Consider the following 18,631-nt stretch of genomic DNA (forward strand, 5'->3'; position numbering starts at 1 on the left):
ACAGTTGGATACCGCATGTTGCTGTCACGTTCCGGTGATCCGGATCGAGGACTACGAATACGGCGCGCACGTCAAGACGCCGGACTTCCATCTCGCGCCGATCGAGGCGCTCAAATCGACGCTGGTCTATCCGCACCGGCACGACTTCTATCACATGATGTGGGTGCTCGCGGGCAGCGGCTCGCATGTGATCGACTCGGTGCGCTACGACGTGCGCCCCAATACGCTCTACATCATGGCGCCGGGACAGATTCACGATCTCGATCTGTCCGCCGATACGCTCGGCTATTCGCTCAGTTTCTCGTCGGATTTTTTCGCGTTCCGCGTGCAGAACCGCCATACGGAGACGGAAGTACCCGTCTATAACTTCGAGCAGCTCGCCCCGTGCGTCAACTTGAGCGACGCGCAGGTGCGCGAACTGGCGCGCGTGATGGACGGCATCCGCCATGAGTATCAGGAGGAGCAGGTCGGCTACACCGACGCGATCTGGGCCTATCTGCACGTGTTTCTGATCAAGGTCGCACGCATGTGCGATGCCGCCGCCATACGCGATGCCGCCGCGACGCGCAGCGTGCTGCTGTCGCGCCGCTTCAAGAGCCTGCTGGAGAAGCACTTTCGCTCGGTCAACGAAGCGGCCGATTACGCGCGCCTGCTCAACGTCACGGAACGCGCGCTCAACGAAGCGACGCGTCAGGCGCTCGGCAGCACGGCACCCAAGCTGATCCGCGAGCGCGTGATGCTGGAGGCCAAGCGTCTGCTGCTGCACTCCGAAGTGAATGTCGCGGAGATCGCCGCGATGCTCTCGTTCGACGATCCCGCCTACTTCAGCCGCTGCTTTCGCAAGCATACGGGCCGCTCGCCGATCGACTATCGGCGCAGCCTCGACAAGCTGCACATCTGAGCGCCTACATGCGGCGCTTCGATGCGGAAATGTCCAACAGTTCATGCGTTTCATCCTAACGCGGTCGCGCAGGCGCTTCTTAGAATCGTCCTGCGAATGACGAACTCAAGGAGACGCCGTGTCGAACGCAATGAACTCGCTGTCAGTCAGCGAGACCCGGGCAGAGCTGTTTCGCGAAACCCTCGATAAAACCGCGCAAAAGGTCGCTTCCGACGAGCTGACCTTCGGCGTCGAATTCCCGCAAGTCACCGGCCCCGATGGTCAATGGGTGCGTCTGCCCGCCTCGCTTTCGGCGGGCTACGACGGCGACGCATGGAGCCACGGCAACTGGTTCTGCGGCTTCTGGGTCGGCTTGCTGCTGAGCTCGTACGTGCACACCGGCGAGGCGCGCTTTCTGGAATGGGCGCGCGCCCGAATGTTGCTCGTCCGCCAGCGCGCGCAGGATCCGAACACGCATGACATCGGCTTCATCTTCGATAGCAGCGCGGTGCCGGGACATCACATCACGGGCGACGCGTGGTTCGCCGAGATTGCGCTCGAAGCCGCCGACAAGCTGCGCGCTCGACTCGTGACGACGCGCAACGGCGCGTATCTCGCGTCCTGGGGACCGATCTCCGATCCGCGGGGCCGGAGCGCCTCGGCGATCGACACGATGGCCAATCTGTCGCTGCTCTACTGGGCCGCCGGTTACGCCGACGACGGCAGCTACCGGCAAGCCGCGGACGCGCACGCCGAGATGACCGCGCGCGCCTTCGTCCGCGCCGACGACTCGACCTACCACGCCGTCGAATACGACGTGCACAGCGGCGACCGGAAACGCGGCTACACGTTTCAAGGCGCGTTCGACGAATCGGCGTGGAGCCGCGGCCAGGCTTGGGCGATTTACGGCTACGTCAACTCCGCGCGGGAAACCGGCAAGCGCGCGTATCTGGATCTGGCCGAGCGTCTCGCCGATTACTACCTGCGCCGCCTCGACGGGCGTCAGGTGCCTCCGTGGGACTTCGATGCGACCGGCCGCGACGCCGAGATCAAGGACACGGCCGCTGCCGCCGTGGTGGCGTCGGCCTTGCTGGAGATGGCACGCGTGCATCCCGAGGCGCACGCCGCCGCGAAATGGCAAGGCCATGGCCTGGAGATGCTCGAAGCGCTATGCCGCGACGAATTCACTGGGGACGGCCAGCACGGGCTGTTGCATAACTCGTGCTACTCGAAGCCGCACAATATCGGCGTGGACGGCGCGACCATGTTCGGCGACTTCTACTTCGTCGAGGCGCTATGCCGCGCCGTGCATCCCGGCAAGCTACGCCCGCTGGACCACACGCGCATTCCACTCGCCTGAGCGCCACGACGAAGCCACGACGAACGGCGGAACGACGGCATCGCCGCCGCTCCGCCCACGACCAGTCACTCATCACTGCTTGTTCAATTGCCATTGAAGGATCGGAAACGATCGAATGCATGTTCCGCTCTCTGGCACGCCGACGGCTGACGGCGGCACTCGCGACCCGTCGGCCTTTCTACCGATGCGACCTTTCCTTCACCGCGCGAAGTGTCAGGACACTGTTGCCCGCGATGCCTGTGACGCCCAACGCGATCAAGGCTCCCGTCGGTCCGAGTACTGTTGCAAGCAGGCCCGCTAACAGCGTTCCGAGCGGCCAACATCCGATACCGACAGTGACCAGACCGAACACACGACTGCGCATGATGCCGGGCACGGACTCGATCACGATAGTCGTCTGGTGTATGTTGTAGGCGGCGCTACCAAAGCCGCCCATGAAGAGAATGACGAGCAACGAAGCCAGCGAGCATCGGAAAGAACTCGCGAACCCAGCGATCGCAATAGCCAGGAAAAACACGTTGGATCCGGCTATCAACCAGACAAAGGACCGCCCTCGTAGGCGAGCGCCTCCGATGATCGCGCCGGCGACAAAAGATCCCGCGGGCTCCGCCGACGAAAGCACGCCGATCATCGTGGCCGACAAGTCGAACGTCTCCCTCCCGAGAGGTGTCAGTAGAACGTTATAGCTATAGCCGCATAGGTTCGTGATTGTCGTCACGATCAGGAGCGCCATGATCGTTTTACTGTCGAGCGCGTATTGCCACGCTTCCTGGAGGTCCTCGCGGATCCGCGTCAGGGAGAGGCGTCCGGACGGCGCCTGCACGGTCGAAAGTCGAAAGATGCACACCGCGGCGCAAAGCGACGCCGTCGCGGAGAGGAAATAGGATGTCGAGACGCCGAGTGCTCCGTAGATCAAGCCTCCAAGCAGAGGCCCGAGACATCGCGTCGCGAAGTTGGTCATGCTGTCGATAGCGACCGCGCGAGCGGCCATCGCCGTGCCCGCTGTCTCCGCAATCATGCGCCTACGCGCAGGCATCTTGGTGGCATAGACGACACCGCTCACGAGCGCAGCGGCGCAAAGGTGCCATGTCGATAGAACCCCGAGGAAAGACAAGACTCCCACTGTCGCCGACGAAGCGCTCGCGAGCAACAATCCGAGCAGCACTATTCTCTTGCGATCCATTGCGTCCGCGACGACGCCCATGACCGCGCCGCTTAGCAAAAGCGGGAAACTCCCGCACGCGGAGACCACCGCGACCGCTACTGCCGAATTCATAGTCTTGAAGGTAAACAACGCGGCTGCGAGCATTTCCAGCCACATCATCGCGGTTGAGACCGCGCCCGCCGTCCAGAGCGGTAAGAAACCTTTGGTGCGTATCACGCTTGTCCGGTGCATCGCTTGCGTTACACCATGTTTCTTCGCTGATTGAGGGTGTTCATTTCAAGCGTTTTGATTGGAAGCAGTCAGGCAGCGGAGCGCGTGTCGCGGTGGCCGGAGGGGTGCTGTTACGCGTTGACGTGATTGCCGAACGGCGAGCGCCTCTGCATTACGCATCAGTGCGCCGTACGATGATGCCGCCGGCAGAATCGAGATACACGATGCCCAGCGCTGGCTTGGTGATGTCGATGTATCGCTCCTAACAAGGAAGCGGCCGATCGCGCGCCTTTTCGATGCCAATCCGAGAGAAGCGATCGATCATTGTCACTCGCTTTTGAGCGCGTCGTCTTTGCCGGGTGACTCGGTGGTGTTGCCCGACTCAGGTGGCACTTCCTGTTTCGACGGGTGTTGCGCGGGAGACTGTTTCGCCTCGCCGGAAGTTGGTTGACGCACTCCTTGGGCGGGATCGCCGCCGGTGGCGGCGCCCGGTCCTGGCTGGTTGCCCAGTGAGCCGCCACCGCTTGCTCCGCTACCCGCATCGCCGAGCGGCTTATCGGTGCTGCCCGGTCCTTCCAAACGATCGTTGCTCATGACCAGTCTCCTTCCTTTGAACTCGTTAATGAGCAATGCGCATGCCAAGAGCGGCAGTTTGCCTTGCCACATCGACCGTGTCGCGATAGCTGGCCTTCGGCGCAATAGAATCCGAAAGAGGGAGGCGCGAATTGGAGATTGAAGCGAATGAAGGCGTGCGGTCGCAAGCGAAGCGTGTCTCGGTACGACGCGCTTCGCATCAGAGAACCCTTTCGTACATTGTCGAGCAGCTCAAACAGTGACGATTCCTTCGAAGCCGCAATCAATGGCATGCACAATGAAGCCGGTCCTGTTGCATTAACCGAGCACTCTGTTCTGCTTTGCCATGGGGCGGCTAAAGAGTATGTTCGACGTCGGTGGCGAACCGAATCGCCTAAACCATCCTTCAGTGGCGATAATGCGTGCATCTGCTCATCGCTTTCGGTGTCGCGCAGGCGCGTTTTGAGCATTTTCGGCGGCTCGCCGCTGCGTTGATAGCACGCTTCGACCTGTGGCTACACTCGCAGTCTTCGGCTTTCCCACCTCGATCGGGCATCATGGACCTCAAGCAAATCCAGTATTTCATCGCCCTCTTCGAGGATGGCTCTGCCACGCGCGCGGCCAAGCGGCTCAATATCGTGCAGCCCGCGCTCAGCATGCAGATTTCGAAGCTCGAAGCCGAACTGCGACAGACGCTCTTCGAACGCGGCTCGCACGGCATGGCGCCGACCGAAGCGGCGCGCCTCATGTATCGCCTATACACGCCGATCATGCGCGACATCGAGCACGCGCGCGCGCAGTTGAGCCGGCGCGACGTAATCATCACCGGTCGCGTCTCGCTTGGAATGGTGGCCTCGGAAGCAGAAAGCGTCTTGCCGGAGTCGCTCGAGAGGTTTGACACGCTCTTTCCGCAAGTCGAGGTATCGGTCGCCGACGGCTTCAGCACACAGCTCATCGATGCGGTCGAGGCAGGCCGGCTCGATGCCGCGATCATCAACAAGCCGCGCGGTCGCCTCGCCCTCGATGTCGAGCCGTTGCTGGTCGAGGAAATGGTGCTCGTGACGAGTGCCGCACACGGCGTCGAGTTGCCGCCGGAGATCGATCTCGCGAATATGTCCGGCGTGGAACTCGTGCTGCCGACGCGCCGCAACGGCCTGCGCGGCGCGCTCGACGCCGCGCTAATGGCCGCCGATATCGTCATCAAGCCAAAGTTCGAAATCGATTTGCTCAGCTCGATCGTGCAGTTCGTCGAGCAGGGAAATATCGCGACGATCCTGCCGCGCGTGGTCGTGCAGCGCAAGGTGGATGAAGGCGTGCTGCTCGCACACACGATCACATCGCCGCCGATCGTGCGGCACATCATCCAGGTTACGCATCCAAAGCGGCCGATCGGTCCCGCCGCACAGGCGCTCATCGCAATCATCACTGACGAGATAAAGCGCGTGACGACGGGTGTATTGGGCAAACAAGCGCCTTAGCGGCCGCGTTCCAACGGTTCGCGCGCACTACTCGGCACGTCGCTGCGCGTGCCAAACAGCGTGTCGCAGATCGGGAACGTGAGGTTGAAGTTCTGTGTCGCCATCACTTCGGGATCGTGGTGTGTAGCGTGCAGGCGCCGCACTGTGTTGACGAGCGGAACGCGGTCGAGGAACGGGCTGTCGGTGAAGTGTGAGAGCGTATGCAGGCCCTCGTACATCAGAAAGTACGCCGCCATCGTGAACAGCGCGATGTAGCCTGCGTTGCGGGAGAATACGAACCCGATCACGAGCGCGAACGGCACGGCCGCCAGCACGAACGCGACCGGCGCGAAAGGCGGAAACAGCAGCGCGCGCCAGTGACGGTGGCCCTTGTATTCAAGCGTCACATGCGTGAAGAAGCGGTGATGAACCGCGCAATGGCGCTTGTAGATCATGCTGAAATACTTCGTCGGACGATGCAGCACGTAGCGGTGCGCCGCCCATTCCGCCCAATTGCCGAACAGAAAGAGCGGAATGACCGCCAGCCATTCGGCGAGCGTCGGCGCATGAAGCTGCATCAGGCAATACACGATCACGCCGCCGGTGAAGAGCAATGTGAAGCCGAGGTGCATTTCGCCGCGATACCACCATGGCGTGGCATTCACATACTCGTCACGAAACTTGTAGGAACGCGCGCGAACGTCTTCTTCGTATTTCATCGATGTCTCCGGCTGTTATGAAGGCGTGCGCCCGTTGGCGTCCGCCGTTATGCCCAATGACTCAGGAGGGATTGCGCGCGGAACCGCTTTCGAGCTTGCCGAGCGTCTCGGGGACGACGAATGCGCCCACGAGGAAGATCACGCTGATCGCGCCGATGAAGATCGCTAGCGTCATCGGCAACTGGCTCGCGTCCTTCGCCACCAGCGACACGGCAGTCGGCATCATCCCGCCGATCGCGAAGCCGATATTCCAGGAGAGGCCCGTGCCCGTCGCGCGAATCGAGGTCGGGAAGCGTTCGTTCAGGAAGATAAGGATCGGCGCATAGCCCGCGCTGCCGAGGGCGCTGAGAAGGACTGCATAGACGCCGACCATCATGATGCTGTCTGCGGTAGGCAGCAGCAAAAACAGCGCGGGCAACGCGAGGAGCCGGATCAGCCCGATCCACACGAACGCACCCTTGCGGCCGATGAACGTGCTGAGGTGCCCTGCCGCGATCGACGCGATCACAACCGCGATGCTGCAGATCATCAGGATCGCCGCGGCCGCACCGTTGGGTGCGTGGCTGACTACCTTCAGGAACGTCGGCAGGTAGCCCGATGTCAGGTAGTAGCCGCTGCCGCCGCCAATCGTCAGGAGCAGGTTGACGAAAAGGATCTTGCGGTAGTCGCGCGAGAACAGCGTCTTTAGCGGCGAGCGCACGACTTCGACGGGCGCGCCCTTGAGCTGCGCGGCGGCCTTCGCAGCCTTTTCGGCGGCGAGCTTCTTCCACAGCGGCGACTCTTCAAGGCTGTTGAACACGAACAGACCGAGCACCGAGCTGATGATGCCGGTGAAGAACATGCAGCGCCAGCCCCATACGTCAAAGGCGTCGCCGGGGAAAAACGCCGACATCGCGAGGAACGTTACTGACGCGAGCAGCGCGCCGAGTCCCGCCCCGCCGCCACCGATCAGTCCCGACACCGCGCCGCGATACTTCGGCGCGACGGATTCGGTTCCGATGGTGTGCGTGGAAGCAACCACGCCTCCGACAAACACGCCCTGGATGAGGCGCAGCAAGAGGAAGAGAATCGGCGCGAGCAGGCCGACTTGAGCGACGGTCGGCAGCAGGCCGAACGCGGCCGTCGACAGGCCGACGCCGACCACCGCCACGATCATCGCGCCTTTACGGCCACGGCGATCGGCGTAAGAACCGAAGAGCGCGGAGCCGAGCGGGCGCATCAGCAGTGTCACCGCGAACGATGCATAGACGGCGGCGAGAGAAAGCATCGCGTGCTCGGAGGGGAAGAACAGACGCCCGACCACTGGCGCGACATATAACAGCACGAACAGATCGAACAAATCCAGTGCCCAGCCGAGACACGAAGCTACCACTGCGCCCATCACCTGCCGCTGATCGACAGCGGGTGCGGCGGCGCCATTTTGCGCTGCTACGGACATTTCCATCTCCTTGAATGTCACCGGGCCATCTCTCGATCGACCCCGTGTTGAAGGCACGTAGTTGTGGCGTGCTCTTATTGCCGTTAAAGAAACTTGTCAGTGCGCGGCGGCGAGCGGCGGCGTCGTCGATGCGCTGCCTGCGCGTCGTCCCGTGACCATCGCGTCGGCGATCTTCTCGGCAATCATGATGGTCGGGATATTGGTATTCGCCGAAGGCAGTCGCGGCATCAGCGATGCATCAACCACTCGCAAGCCTCGCGTTCCGTGCACTCGGCCCTCGGTGTCGGTGACGGCGCTGCGCTCGCGCGCGTCGCCCATGCGGCACGTTCCGCTCGCATGCCATACGCCGAAGACGTTCGCGCGGATGAAATCCGCGAGCGCGCGTTCATCGGCGAGCAGCTTGGAAATCCTGAGCCCCCGCGTGAAGAAGCGCTCGATCAGCAGACGGCGGATCGGCGCGGGTGTATCGAGCAGCGTGCCGAGCATCGAAGTCAGCAGCGCGTTGCCCTCGCCAACACGGCTTAGCGCCTTCACGCGCGGCGAAAAAGCCGCGGGAAAGAAATCGCGCTGATCGTGACCGAGACCCGATGCCGCGACGACCTTCGCGAGCACCCGTACGCCAACCGCAAGCCGATCGAGATCGCGTTGATCGTCGAGCAAATTGAGCTCGACACGCGGTGCGACCGCCGCATCGGATGAAACGAGTTGCACGCGGCCACGCGAATACGGCCGGTTGCACCAGAGAAAGAAAAGACCAAGCCGATTGCCGAGCGAATGCCACGCGGCACGCGTCGCGCTCGACAGATACAAATCCGACGATTCGCCGCCATCGACGCCCGACGTGAAACGAGCTGCTGTCATGCTTGCGCGGCGCCGGGAAAGTGGCATGCGAAAGCGCGGTTCGAGAAAATGGCAGAAGGTGAGCGACGGATGATCCTGCAGATTGCGCCCGACGCCTGGCAGGTCGACGAGGCATCCAATGCCGAGCTCGCCGAGCTCATGCTTCGAGCCGATGCCCGCGCGCATCAGCAACGCGGGCGACTGGAGCGCGCCCGCACAGATCACGACCTCATCGGCGTCCAGATGCAACCGCTCGCCGTTCGAAGCCACCGCGACCACGCCCTGAGCGGCGGTCCCTTTCATCACGATCCGCTCGACCCGCAGGTTCGGATACACAGTGAGATTGGGCCGCTTACGCGTCGCTTCGTCGAGGTACGCGACAGCGGTAGACACGCGCTTGTCGTCGATATTTGAGAACGCCCCGGGAAACAAGCCGTCGCCGAACTCGGCGTTTTGGTCCTGCAAGGTGGCGAAGCCGTTCGCGCGCAGACCATCGGCGAACGCGTGACAAAATGGGGGCCAGTCTTCCGGCATGATGCGGCGGATCGGCACCGGACCATCGCTGCCATGCAACTCGCCAGAGGGAAAATTCACATCACGCTCGAGCTTGCGAAAATAGGGCAGCACGTCGTCCCATGCCCAGCCCGGCGCGCCGTTCGCGGCCCACTCGTCGTAGTCGCGCGGCAGGCCGCGATTCGCCGACTGCACGTTGATACTCGACCCACCGCCCATCACACGGCCCTGCTCATACACGCGCGGCGCCGATGTCTTCGTCGCCTTCGCTTTCAGATCCGGCCAGATGTAGGTGTCGCCGCAAAAGACGGGCATTGGATAGCTATCGAGGATATGCGCGGGCACCGCGCCCGGCGGTGTATCCGCGCCCGCCTCGATCAACGCGACGCGCAGCGACGGCACCGCCGACAGCCGATGCGCGAGCACGCATCCCGCCGATCCGCCACCGATGATCACGTAGTCGAAACGATCCATTTGCCTGTCTCCTCGTCTTTTGCGGGCTTCTCAGGAACCGCGGAACACCGGCTTGCGCTTGCCATGGAACGCTTCAACGCCTTCACGGAAATCGTCCGAGGTTCGCAGACGGCTATAGCAATGCCCTTCGAGTTCGATCGCGATCGAGAGCGGCGTATCTTCGGAATCGTTGAGCAGCTTCTTCGCCGTGCGTTGCGCGAGCGGCGAGAACGTGCGCAACTCGTTGACGAGTGCATCGGTAGCGGCTTCCAGTTCCGCATCCGGCACGCACTCGACCGCGATGCCCCACTCGTACGCCTGCTTGCCCGGTATGCGGCGCGAGCGCATCACGATGTCCTTGGTCCTGCCGATGCCGACCATCTGCTGCAAGCGCGCCGATCCGCCCGAGCCCGGAATCTGCCCGAGCTTCTGTTCGGGCAGCGCATAGAACGTGGTCTCGGTCGCTATGCGGAAGTCGCACGCAAGTGACAACTCGAAGCCCACGCCGAAGCAGAAACCGCGATTGGCCACGATCACCGGCTTCGAGCAGCGCGCGGGCGCGGCGATATTCCAGGCGAGCTTCGAGACATGCTCGGGCGAAGCTTCGAGAAAGCCCTTGATGTCGCCGCCGCTCGAAAAGTGCTCGCCCTTCGCGCGCACGACGATTACGCGCACGCGATCGTCTTCGTCGAGCGCCTCGAACGCGACGCGCAACTGGTCGCGCGCGTGCATCGAGATTACGTTGAACGGCGGGCGATGCAGGATGATGTCGGCGCGCTCGCGCCCGGCGTCTATCTCGATCGAGAAGCCGTCGAGGTCCTGCAGCAGTGCCTGGCCGCGATGGATCAAATCGGTCATGTTGGTCTACTCCTTCGTGATTTCAGTGTGGTGTGCAGCGGATGCGGACGGACCGTCATCGCATTGATATTCGCCTGCGGAAAGCTTGCGGCGCAGGATCTTGCCGACCGGCGACTTCGGGATATCGTCAACGAACACGTAGTCGCGCGGACGCTTGAAGTTGACGAGGTCCGACTCGCGGCACCATGCGTCGAGCGCGGCTGAATCGACGTACTCGCGGCGCTTGATGAACGCGACCACGCGCTGGCCCCAGCGCTCGTCCTTCACGCCCGCGACGGCCACTTCATCGACCGACGGATGCAGCGAAAGTACCGATTCGATATCGACCGGCGAGATGTTCTCGCCGCCGCTGATGATCATGTCGTCGACTCGTCCGGAGACGTACAGGTCGCCGTCTTCGTCGAAGTAGCCGGTGTCGCCGGTGAAGTACCAGCCTTCGCGCAGCGACTTCGCGTTGGCATCGGGGCGGTTCCAGTAGCCTTCGAACGCTTCGTCGCCGAGCAGGTCCGCGATGATCTGACCTTCCCCGTTCACCGGCGCGAGATCGTCGGGCGACTTCGCGTCGAGCTTCACGACGCGAAGTCGCGCGTTGATGCCCGCGCGTCCCGCGCTGCCCGGCTTTTTCGTCGCGTCCTGGTCGATGCTGAATGTGTAGACCTCGGACGAGCCGTAGTGGTTGACGAACAGTTCAGGCTCGAACGCGGCCGAGAGGCGCTTGAGCAGGCCATCGCTCATCGGCGCGCCCGCGAAGCCGAGCTTCTTCACCGACGAGGTATCGATGTTCGCGAAGGCGCCATCGGCGAGCAGGTCGTGATAGAGCGTCGGCACGAGATACAGGCACGTGAGGCCGTGCTTCGCGATGGACTCGAGCGCGAGCCGCGCGTTCCAGCGCCGCACACAGACGAAGAGACCATCGACGAGCGCCATCGAGAGCAGCGAGCGCACGCCCATCGTGTGATAGAGCGGCATCACCCCGAGCGTGCGTTCGCCGTGCCGGTACAGGTTCTGCGCGACATGCGCAAGCGCGCCCGCGCGTTCGTGCCGGTGGCGGCGCGGCACACCCTTCGCCTTGCCGGTCGTGCCCGATGTGTAGAGAATCAGCGAGACATCGTCTGCATTCGCGTCGGTGGTTTCGCGTGTATGCGCGCGTTCGGCGAGCAGCGCGTCATAGGAGGTCGTGCGGCCCTGGGCATCATCGAGTCCGATGCGCGGCACGTTTTGCGCCGCGCTGCTTTGCATGACGGCATCCGCGCACACGGGTTCGTAGACGATCGCCTTCACGCCCGCGTCAGTCACACAGTAGTCGAGTTCGTCGGGTTTGGCGCGCCAGTTGAGCGGCACGATCACGATTCCCGCGAACTGGCAGGCCCAGTGCAGCGTCGCCATCTCCCAGCGGTTTTGCAGCACGACGAGCAGCCGGTCGCCGCGTGAGAGACCGAGTTTGCGCAAGCCTTCGGCGACATCGAGGATGACGCGGTGCCACTGCGCGTAGGTGAATTGCATATCGCCATCGACGAGCGCGAGCGCATGCGGGCTGCGCTCGACGCTTTGCAGGAACGTGCGGCCGAGATCAAGCATGCTCGACCTCCTGGCCTTGTTCGCCGCGAACGCGGCCATTGCGACATGCCGCAACGTCGAGCACCGCCTTGACGATCGGCGTGTAGCCCGTACACCTGCAGATATGGCCCGAGAGCATCTCGCGCACCTGCTCTTCACTCGGATCGGGCACGCGTTGCAGATAGTCCGCACACGACATCAAAATGCCCGCGGTGCAGAAGCCGCACTGCAGCGCGTGATGCCGCTGGAATGCCTGCTGCAAGTCGCCGAGCGTCTGGTCGGGTGCGAGACCCTCGACCGTTTCGACACGCCTTCCCTGCACTTGCACCGCGAGCATCAGGCACGAACGCGCCGCAACGCCGTCGATGTGCACCGTGCACGCGCCGCACACGCCGTGTTCGCAGCCGACATGCGTCCCGGTCGCGCCGAGTTCGTGCCGAATGAAGTCCGACAGCAGTTCGCGCGGCTCGCAATGGCCGCTGCGTTCGCGGCCGTTGAGCGTCAGCGTGATGCGCTGCGCTTCGCCTTGCCGCAGGATGTTCGTCGATGTCTTGCTCACTTCGCCTCCTCAATCACGCGCCATCCCAGTTGCCGGACCAGATGCCGGCGATATTTCGCGCTGATGTGGGCGTCGTCCTGCGCGCCCAGCTTCCAGCTCAAATCGTTCAATGCCCCCCGCAGGTCGTCGCCTGAGAGGCGCGGCCAATGTTCGACCGTCGGCCGGTCCGCGACGCCGCCCACCCCGATGCGGATCGCGTCGTCCGTCACGACCGCCCCGCACGCGACCATCGCGAAGTCGCCGTGACGCGCGGAAAATTCGGTGAACGCGTACCGCTCGCCCGGCTTCTTTAGCGGAAAGCGCACGGACTCCACGAGTTCGTCCGGTTCGCGCGCCGTCATCAACATGCCTTGAAAGAAGTCCTGCGCCGCGAGCACGCGCTTTTTCTTCTTCGATCGCAACGTCACGTCGCCGCCGAGCACGGCAAGCACGAGCGGCAGTTCGGCGCTCGGGTCCGCATGCGCGATCGAACCGCATACGGTCCCGCGATTGCGGATCTGAAAGTGCGAGATATGTGGGAACGCCATCGCGAGCATCGGCACTTCGTCGAACAAGCTCTTGCGCCATTCGACGCACGCTTGCGTCGCCGCCGCACTCACGCGCAATTGCCCCGTCTTGTCGTCGGCATGAACCGCGTTCAGCTCTTCCGTACGCGAGATGTCGACGAGCACGCGCGGTTGCGCGAGCCGCATGTTGAGCACCGCCATCAGCGACTGTCCGCCCGCGAGCACGCGCGCGTCCTCGCCGAATTGAGCGAGCGCATCGAGTGCATCGTGCGTCGACATAGCGCGCAAATAATCGAACGGGGCGGGCTTCATGTGCGGCTCCTGAAACGCGCGATGAAGCGCGATAGCCATGAACCGCCCGCTTGCACCGGCCGGCCGGCGGCCTGTCTTCCGAGCGATTCGAAGAGCTGCTTGAGCACCACTTTCGCCGCGCCTTCGAGCATGCGGCCGCCGACCGCCGCGACCTTGCCCGACACCTGCGCTTCGTAGTCGTACGACAGACGCGTACCGTGGTCAGTCGGCGTGAGTTCGACGAGTCCATTGCCGCGCGCGCTGCCCAGCGGCGAGATGCCCGCGCCCGAAAGCCGCAGCCGATGCGGCGCTTCGATCTCCGACAAACCGATACGCGCCTCAAACCGCGCCTTGATCATGCCGACGCCGACGGTCACATCCGCGCGATACTGGTTCGGCGCCGTTTCGTCGAGCGCATGGCAGCCGGGGATGACCTTCGCGAGCGCTTGCGGGTTGAGCAAGACGGCGAAGACCGCTTCGGGCGTCGCGGGCAAATCGACCGTGCCTTGCGCCGTCAGCGCCTTGCCGCCCGGCGTCGCCGGCTTCTTCGCGGGCGCGTCGCGCAGTTCGGGCCGCGACGGCTCCGGATCGTCCATGCCGATTAGCGCCATCACCTTCGACGGCGTGAGCGGCAGGCGGATATCGTCGACCCCGAGCGCATCGGCTACGGCATTCGCGATGCACGGCGGCGTGCTCATGTTGTTGCCCTCGCCAAGACCCTTCGCGCCGAGCGGCGTGAACGGCGACGGCGTCTCCAGATGCACGATCAGCGGATCGGGCACTTCGCAGGTGGTCGGCATCAGGTAATCGGCGAGCGTGCCGGACTGGAAACTGCCGTCCGCGCCATAGCGGAACTCTTCCATCAACGCCGCGCCGAGACCTTGTGCGAACGCGCCGCGAATCTGGCCGTCGGCGAGTGCGGGGTTCAAGAGCGTGCCGGCATCGTGCGCGGTCACGTAGCGGTCGATTCGCACGCGGCCGGTCGCGCGATCCACTTCGACGCCGCACATATCGAACGCGAACCCATACGCCGCCGACGTGTTGATGCGATCGTCCTCGTCGGGCGCTTCCATGTTCGGGGGCGTCCAGAAGACGGTCTCGCGCAAGCCCGGTTCCTCGCCCTCGGGCAGGAGCGCGGGCGCCCAATGCGGCGCGTTGCTTGCGGCGCGCGCAAACGGCAGCGCGCGATCCTCGGCGCCCTTCTTATAGATGCGCGCGCCATCGAAGCAGACTTCCTCGGGCGCGCAGCCGAACTGTTTCGCGACGATGCGCGAAAGCTTGTCGCGCACCCGTATCGCGGCGAGATGTACGGTGCCCGCCACTGCTCCCGCAAAGCGGCTCGAATAGTTGCCCGACGCGACGGACCACGCGTCCTTGTGCGTGTCGAACTCGACGTTCACGACGATGTCTTTCGGATCGAGCCCGAGCACATCCGCGACGACTTGTGCGCACACGGTCATGTGTCCCTGCCCCGCCGGCGTCGACGCCACCGTCACAACCACGCCGCCGAGCAGATCGACGCTCACCGTCGCGCTTGCGATCGCGCCGCTCTTCGGACCGGCTTTCCTGCGCGCGTCGGCGGGCATCACGGTCGTGATGTAGCCCATGTTCGACATGGAAGGCTCGACGATTGCCGCAAAGCCGATGCCGTACAACCGCCCTTCGTTGCGCGCCGCCTCGCGCCGCGCGACGAGCTCGTCGGAGCCGCCTTCCGCGAGAGAGCGGCGCAAGGCTTCCTGATAATTGCCTGAGTCGAGCAGCGCGCCCGCCGCCGCGCGATATGGAAACGCATCGGCAGGAACGAAGTTGCGGCGGTACACGTCGAGCACGTCGAGCTTCAGTTCGATCGCGATGCGCTGCACCAGCCGTTCGAGCGCGAAGTAGACCTGCGGACCGCCGAAGCCACGCACGAGTCCGGTCGGCGTCTTGTTGGTCAGCACGACGCGATTGCGCACGACGAGATGGTCGATGGCATACGCGCCCGTCAGGCAGCCGTGCATCCGGTAGAACGTCGCGGGTTCCGGCGCGCGCACGTAGCCGCCGACATCTTCGAGCTGATCGTATGAGAGCGCAGTAATGCGTCCGTCGCTTTCGACGGCGGCTTCGATCGTGGAAAAGCGCGCGGTCGCCGAAGTTGCCGCGCTCAGATGCTCCAGTCGGTCCTCGACCCACTTCACCGGCGCGCCCGCCTTACGCGATGCGAGGCACATCAGCACGACATAGGGAAACACCGCCTGCTTCACGCCGAAGCTGCCGCCCGAATCGCGCGGCGCCTTGTGACGCAGACGATTCGCTGGCACGTTGAGCGCCATCGCCATCACGGCGTGCAGCGAAAACGGACCCATGAAATTCGAGGTGACGTCGTAGCCTTCGTCGCCCGACAGATACTCCGCGATCACCACGCCGCATTCTATCGGCGCACACGTATTGCGCGGGTAGTGCGCGACGAATTTCACGCGATGCGGCGCCTTTTCAAACGCTGCTTGCGGATCGCCGTAGCGAAAATGCCGGTCGCTGATCACGTTCGTGCCGACGCGGTCGTGCAGCACCGGCGCATCGTCCCTGATCGACTCTTCGATCGATGTCACCGGATCGAGCATCGCGTATTCGACCTTGATGAGATCGAGCGCATCTTCCGCAAGCGCCCGCGATTCGGCCATCACCACGGCCACCGGCTCGCCGACATAACGCACGCGATCCATCGCGAGCGACCATTGCTCCATGGGGGACTTCACGCCGACGACAAACGGCCGCGACCATGCGTGCAGATCGTCGCGCGTAAGGACAGCGCGAACGCCCGGCAGCTTCGACGCCGCCTGCGCATCGATCGATACGAGCTCCGCGTGCGCGTGCGGCGAGCGCAGCACGGCCGCGTGCAATGTGCCGGGCTTGATCGCGATGTCTTCGCCGTAGCGGCCGCGGCCGGTCAGGATCGCCGGATCTTCGAGGCGCTGCATCGAGCGGCCGACGTGGCGCTTCGCAGGTGGCTCCTGCTCGGCGCGTGCGTCGATAGTCGCGAAAGAGGTCTCGCGCTGGTTCATCGCGCGGCTCCTTCTTCGCAGCTCGCGAACGCGTCGGCGAGACCGCTCCAGCGCCGTGCGATCTCGCCGTGCTCGATGCCGAACAAATCCAGAATGCGGCCGACCGTGTGATCGACCACGTCTTCGATCGTCTTCGGATGCGCGTAGAACGCCGGTACCGGAGGCATAACGATCGCGCCCATCTCGGTGGCGAGCGTCATGTTGCGCAGATGCGCGAGGTTCAGCGGCGTTTCGCGCGCGACCAGCACGAGGCGGCGGCGCTCCTTGAGCATCACGTCGGCGGAGCGCGTGAGCAGGTTGTCCGCGAAACCGTTGGCGACGCCCGCGAGCGTCTTCATCGAACACGGCGCGATCACCATGCCGTCGGTCAAGAACGAGCCGCTCGCCACCGCCGCGCCGATGTCGCGCACATTATGGACGACGTCGGCGAGCACATCGAGGTCGCCGCGTCCGAGGCCAAGCTCCTGCGCCGCCGTGACCGCGCCCGACGCCGACACGATCAGATGCGTCTCGTGCGTGCCGAGCCGGCGCAGCGCGGCGAGCAGGCGCACGCCGATTGCGGCGCCGCTCGCGCCCGAGATGCCGACCACGATGCGCGACTTGTTTCGCTCAGTCATGATCGCGGTCCAGGTAGGCTTCGAAAGCGGCGTTGTCGCCGGCCAAGAGCGCGTCGAGGTCGACCGTATCCTGCCCAGGAATGCGAACGCGCGTGAACACATGTTCCGGATAGACCACGGGGCGCGTCGCGTCGAGACCCATCTTCGCGCTCACGCCTTGCAGATGCGGCGGCGCGTCCGCCGGTTGGCCCACCGTCGTGGAGGGATCGAGCGGCGAACCCTGCGCCCCCTCGATCACGACGAGATCGCGATCGGCCTGAAAGCGCGTCGCGATCGCCCATTCGATTTCGGCGGGATCGTGCACGTCCACGTCGGTATCGACGACGACGACCTGCTTGATGTCGTAATGCGCGCCGAACGCGCACAGAATCACGTTCTTCGCTTCGCCTTCCCGCTTCTTTTCGAACTGCACCCAGAGGTGATAACGACACACGCCGCCGACCGACAGATGCACATCCGTGACACCCGGATGGCTGCGTCGCAGATGCGCGAGCAGGGTCGCTTCGCGGGGAATCGCGCCCAGTAGCAAATGTTCCATTTCGGCGGGCACGATCGTATGAAAGATCGGATCGCGGCGATGCGTGAGTGCCGTCACCTCGATCACCTCGCGTGCTTCCTTCGCGCTGTAGTACTTCGGGAACTCGCCGAACGGGCCTTCCGGCTCGCGCACGTTCGGCAGAATACGCCCTTCGATGACGATCTCGGCGAACGCCGGCACATGCACGCCGCTCGTCACGCATTTCACGACTGGCAGCGGCGCGCCATGCAGCGCCCCGGCGATCTCCAGTTCGTCGTGATCGATCGGCGTGATCGCCTGCGAAGCGAGCATCGTCAGCGGATCGACGCCGATCGCGACGGCCACGTCGAGCGCATCGCCCGCTTCCTCCGCGGCTTTCTGGAACGCGTACAGATGGCGCGGCAGCAGCAGAATCGCCATACGGTCCGGGCCGTGCACCTGAATGCGGTTAATCGACACGTTCTGCACGCCGGTGCGCGGATTGCGCGCAATAACGAGACCCGCCGTGATGTACGGGCCATTGTCGTGTTCGCTGTGGGTAGGAATCGGCAGCAATGCGTGCAGGTCGATGCCGTTCGTATGAACGATCTCCTGACAGGGCGCGTCCGCTCGATCGACCACCCTCGATGCGACCGGCTGCGCGACCGCCGCCGAAAAGCGCGCGAGCAGTCCCGCTTCCTCGACACCCATCGCCTCCGCGATCCAGCCGCGCTTCGACATGAAGCCAGAGACGACCGGCACATCCTTGCCGCCGGGCTGCGTGAAGAAAGCGGCCTGCGTACCGTCGAGCCGTTTGGCGATCGCAGCGAGCTCGTGTTCGAGCGCAACCGGCCGTTCAACGGTCGCCAGGCGGCCGGTCTTCGCGAGATGCGCGAGCCAGTCGCGCAGCGTGAGCGCTGACGTCGCTGAGCGATTCGAAGCCCACGGAAGAGCAAAGGTGGAAGAGGTGCCGTGCGTCGCGGCATCGCGAATATTCATCTGCGTCTCCATCTGTCCCTGCGTTTTTGCGGCCGGAGCGCCGCGGCAAGGGGTGAAATGAAGGTTAGCGAGATCGCGATATAAGTTCTAATACTGTTT

Annotated in this window: 15 protein-coding genes; 3 read left to right on the forward strand and 12 right to left on the reverse strand. The window is 64.0% G+C overall.

Annotated features, from left to right (window positions below):
• The first annotated feature begins 4 nt into the window (after window positions 1-4).
• Together AWB78_RS21000 and AWB78_RS21005 are read left to right on the forward strand one after the other, a co-directional pair.
• Window positions 5-901 carry a helix-turn-helix domain-containing protein gene (locus tag AWB78_RS21000; RefSeq protein ID WP_062607736.1) on the forward strand — a complete coding sequence of 299 codons (897 nt, stop codon included), beginning with the start codon at window positions 5-7 and terminating at the stop codon, window positions 899-901.
• A gap of 118 nt (window positions 902-1,019) precedes the next feature.
• Complete coding sequence (locus tag AWB78_RS21005) at window positions 1,020-2,240, forward strand: glycoside hydrolase family 88 protein (RefSeq protein WP_232477772.1); 1,221 nt, start codon at window positions 1,020-1,022, stop codon at window positions 2,238-2,240.
• Between the two features lie 178 nt (window positions 2,241-2,418).
• Here the strand turns inward: AWB78_RS21005 and AWB78_RS21010 are convergent, their stop codons facing one another.
• Together AWB78_RS21010 and AWB78_RS43695 are read right to left on the reverse strand one after the other, a co-directional pair.
• A complete protein-coding gene (locus AWB78_RS21010) occupies window positions 2,419-3,621 on the reverse strand; it encodes an MFS transporter (RefSeq protein WP_157697585.1) in 1,203 nt (400 codons plus the stop codon).
• A 321-nt stretch (window positions 3,622-3,942) separates the two neighbouring features.
• On the reverse strand, window positions 3,943-4,209 hold the full coding sequence (locus tag AWB78_RS43695) for a hypothetical protein (RefSeq protein ID WP_074173503.1): 267 nt from the start codon (window positions 4,207-4,209) through the stop codon (window positions 3,943-3,945).
• Window positions 4,210-4,745: 536 nt separating this feature from the next.
• On the opposite strand from AWB78_RS43695, the gene AWB78_RS21015 reads away from it, so the two are divergent.
• Window positions 4,746-5,666: a LysR family transcriptional regulator gene (locus tag AWB78_RS21015; RefSeq protein ID WP_062607739.1), complete on the forward strand. Its 921-nt coding sequence runs from the start codon at window positions 4,746-4,748 to the stop codon at window positions 5,664-5,666.
• Here the strand turns inward: AWB78_RS21015 and AWB78_RS21020 are convergent.
• The 10 genes from AWB78_RS21020 to AWB78_RS21065 all read right to left on the reverse strand — a co-directional run bounded on the left by AWB78_RS21020 (window position 5,663) and on the right by AWB78_RS21065 (window position 18,532).
• Window positions 5,663-6,364, reverse strand: coding sequence for a sterol desaturase family protein (locus AWB78_RS21020; protein ID WP_061127723.1), 702 nt, complete (start codon window positions 6,362-6,364; stop codon window positions 5,663-5,665). The two genes, AWB78_RS21015 and AWB78_RS21020, sit on opposite strands and share 4 nt — an antisense overlap.
• Window positions 6,365-6,425: 61 nt before the next feature.
• Window positions 6,426-7,802 carry an MFS transporter gene (locus AWB78_RS21025; RefSeq protein ID WP_062607832.1) on the reverse strand — a complete coding sequence of 459 codons (1,377 nt, stop codon included), beginning with the start codon at window positions 7,800-7,802 and terminating at the stop codon, window positions 6,426-6,428.
• 96 nt (window positions 7,803-7,898) lie between these two features.
• Window positions 7,899-9,629 carry a GMC family oxidoreductase gene (locus tag AWB78_RS21030; protein ID WP_062607741.1) on the reverse strand — a complete coding sequence of 577 codons (1,731 nt, stop codon included), beginning with the start codon at window positions 9,627-9,629 and terminating at the stop codon, window positions 7,899-7,901.
• A gap of 30 nt (window positions 9,630-9,659) precedes the next feature.
• Entirely contained in the window at window positions 9,660-10,466 is an 807-nt protein-coding gene (locus AWB78_RS21035) for an enoyl-CoA hydratase/isomerase family protein (RefSeq protein WP_062607746.1), read from the reverse strand.
• A gap of 6 nt (window positions 10,467-10,472) precedes the next feature.
• Entirely contained in the window at window positions 10,473-12,044 is a 1,572-nt protein-coding gene (locus AWB78_RS21040) for an AMP-binding protein (protein ID WP_062607748.1), read from the reverse strand.
• The gene (locus AWB78_RS21045) at window positions 12,037-12,582 is read right to left on the reverse strand and encodes a (2Fe-2S)-binding protein (RefSeq protein ID WP_062607749.1); all 546 of its coding nucleotides are present in this window, start codon (window positions 12,580-12,582) and stop codon (window positions 12,037-12,039) included. Before AWB78_RS21045 ends, AWB78_RS21040 begins: the two co-directional genes overlap by 8 nt.
• Window positions 12,579-13,400, reverse strand: a complete 822-nt coding sequence (locus tag AWB78_RS21050; RefSeq protein ID WP_062607752.1) for an FAD binding domain-containing protein — start codon at window positions 13,398-13,400, stop codon at window positions 12,579-12,581. The genes AWB78_RS21045 and AWB78_RS21050 overlap by 4 nt, the downstream gene beginning before the upstream one ends.
• Complete coding sequence (locus AWB78_RS21055; protein WP_062607754.1) at window positions 13,397-16,420, reverse strand: xanthine dehydrogenase family protein molybdopterin-binding subunit; 3,024 nt, start codon at window positions 16,418-16,420, stop codon at window positions 13,397-13,399. The genes AWB78_RS21050 and AWB78_RS21055 overlap by 4 nt, the downstream gene beginning before the upstream one ends.
• Complete coding sequence (locus AWB78_RS21060) at window positions 16,417-17,037, reverse strand: UbiX family flavin prenyltransferase (RefSeq protein ID WP_062607756.1); 621 nt, start codon at window positions 17,035-17,037, stop codon at window positions 16,417-16,419. Before AWB78_RS21060 ends, AWB78_RS21055 begins: the two co-directional genes overlap by 4 nt.
• Window positions 17,030-18,532 (reverse strand): UbiD family decarboxylase, encoded by a 1,503-nt coding sequence (locus tag AWB78_RS21065; protein ID WP_062607833.1) that lies wholly within the window; start codon window positions 18,530-18,532, stop codon window positions 17,030-17,032. The genes AWB78_RS21060 and AWB78_RS21065 overlap by 8 nt, the downstream gene beginning before the upstream one ends.
• Window positions 18,533-18,631: the final 99 nt, after the last annotated feature.

This window comes from Caballeronia calidae (assembly GCF_900044055.2).
GTDB classification, from domain to species: Bacteria; Pseudomonadota; Gammaproteobacteria; order Burkholderiales; family Burkholderiaceae; genus Caballeronia; species Caballeronia calidae.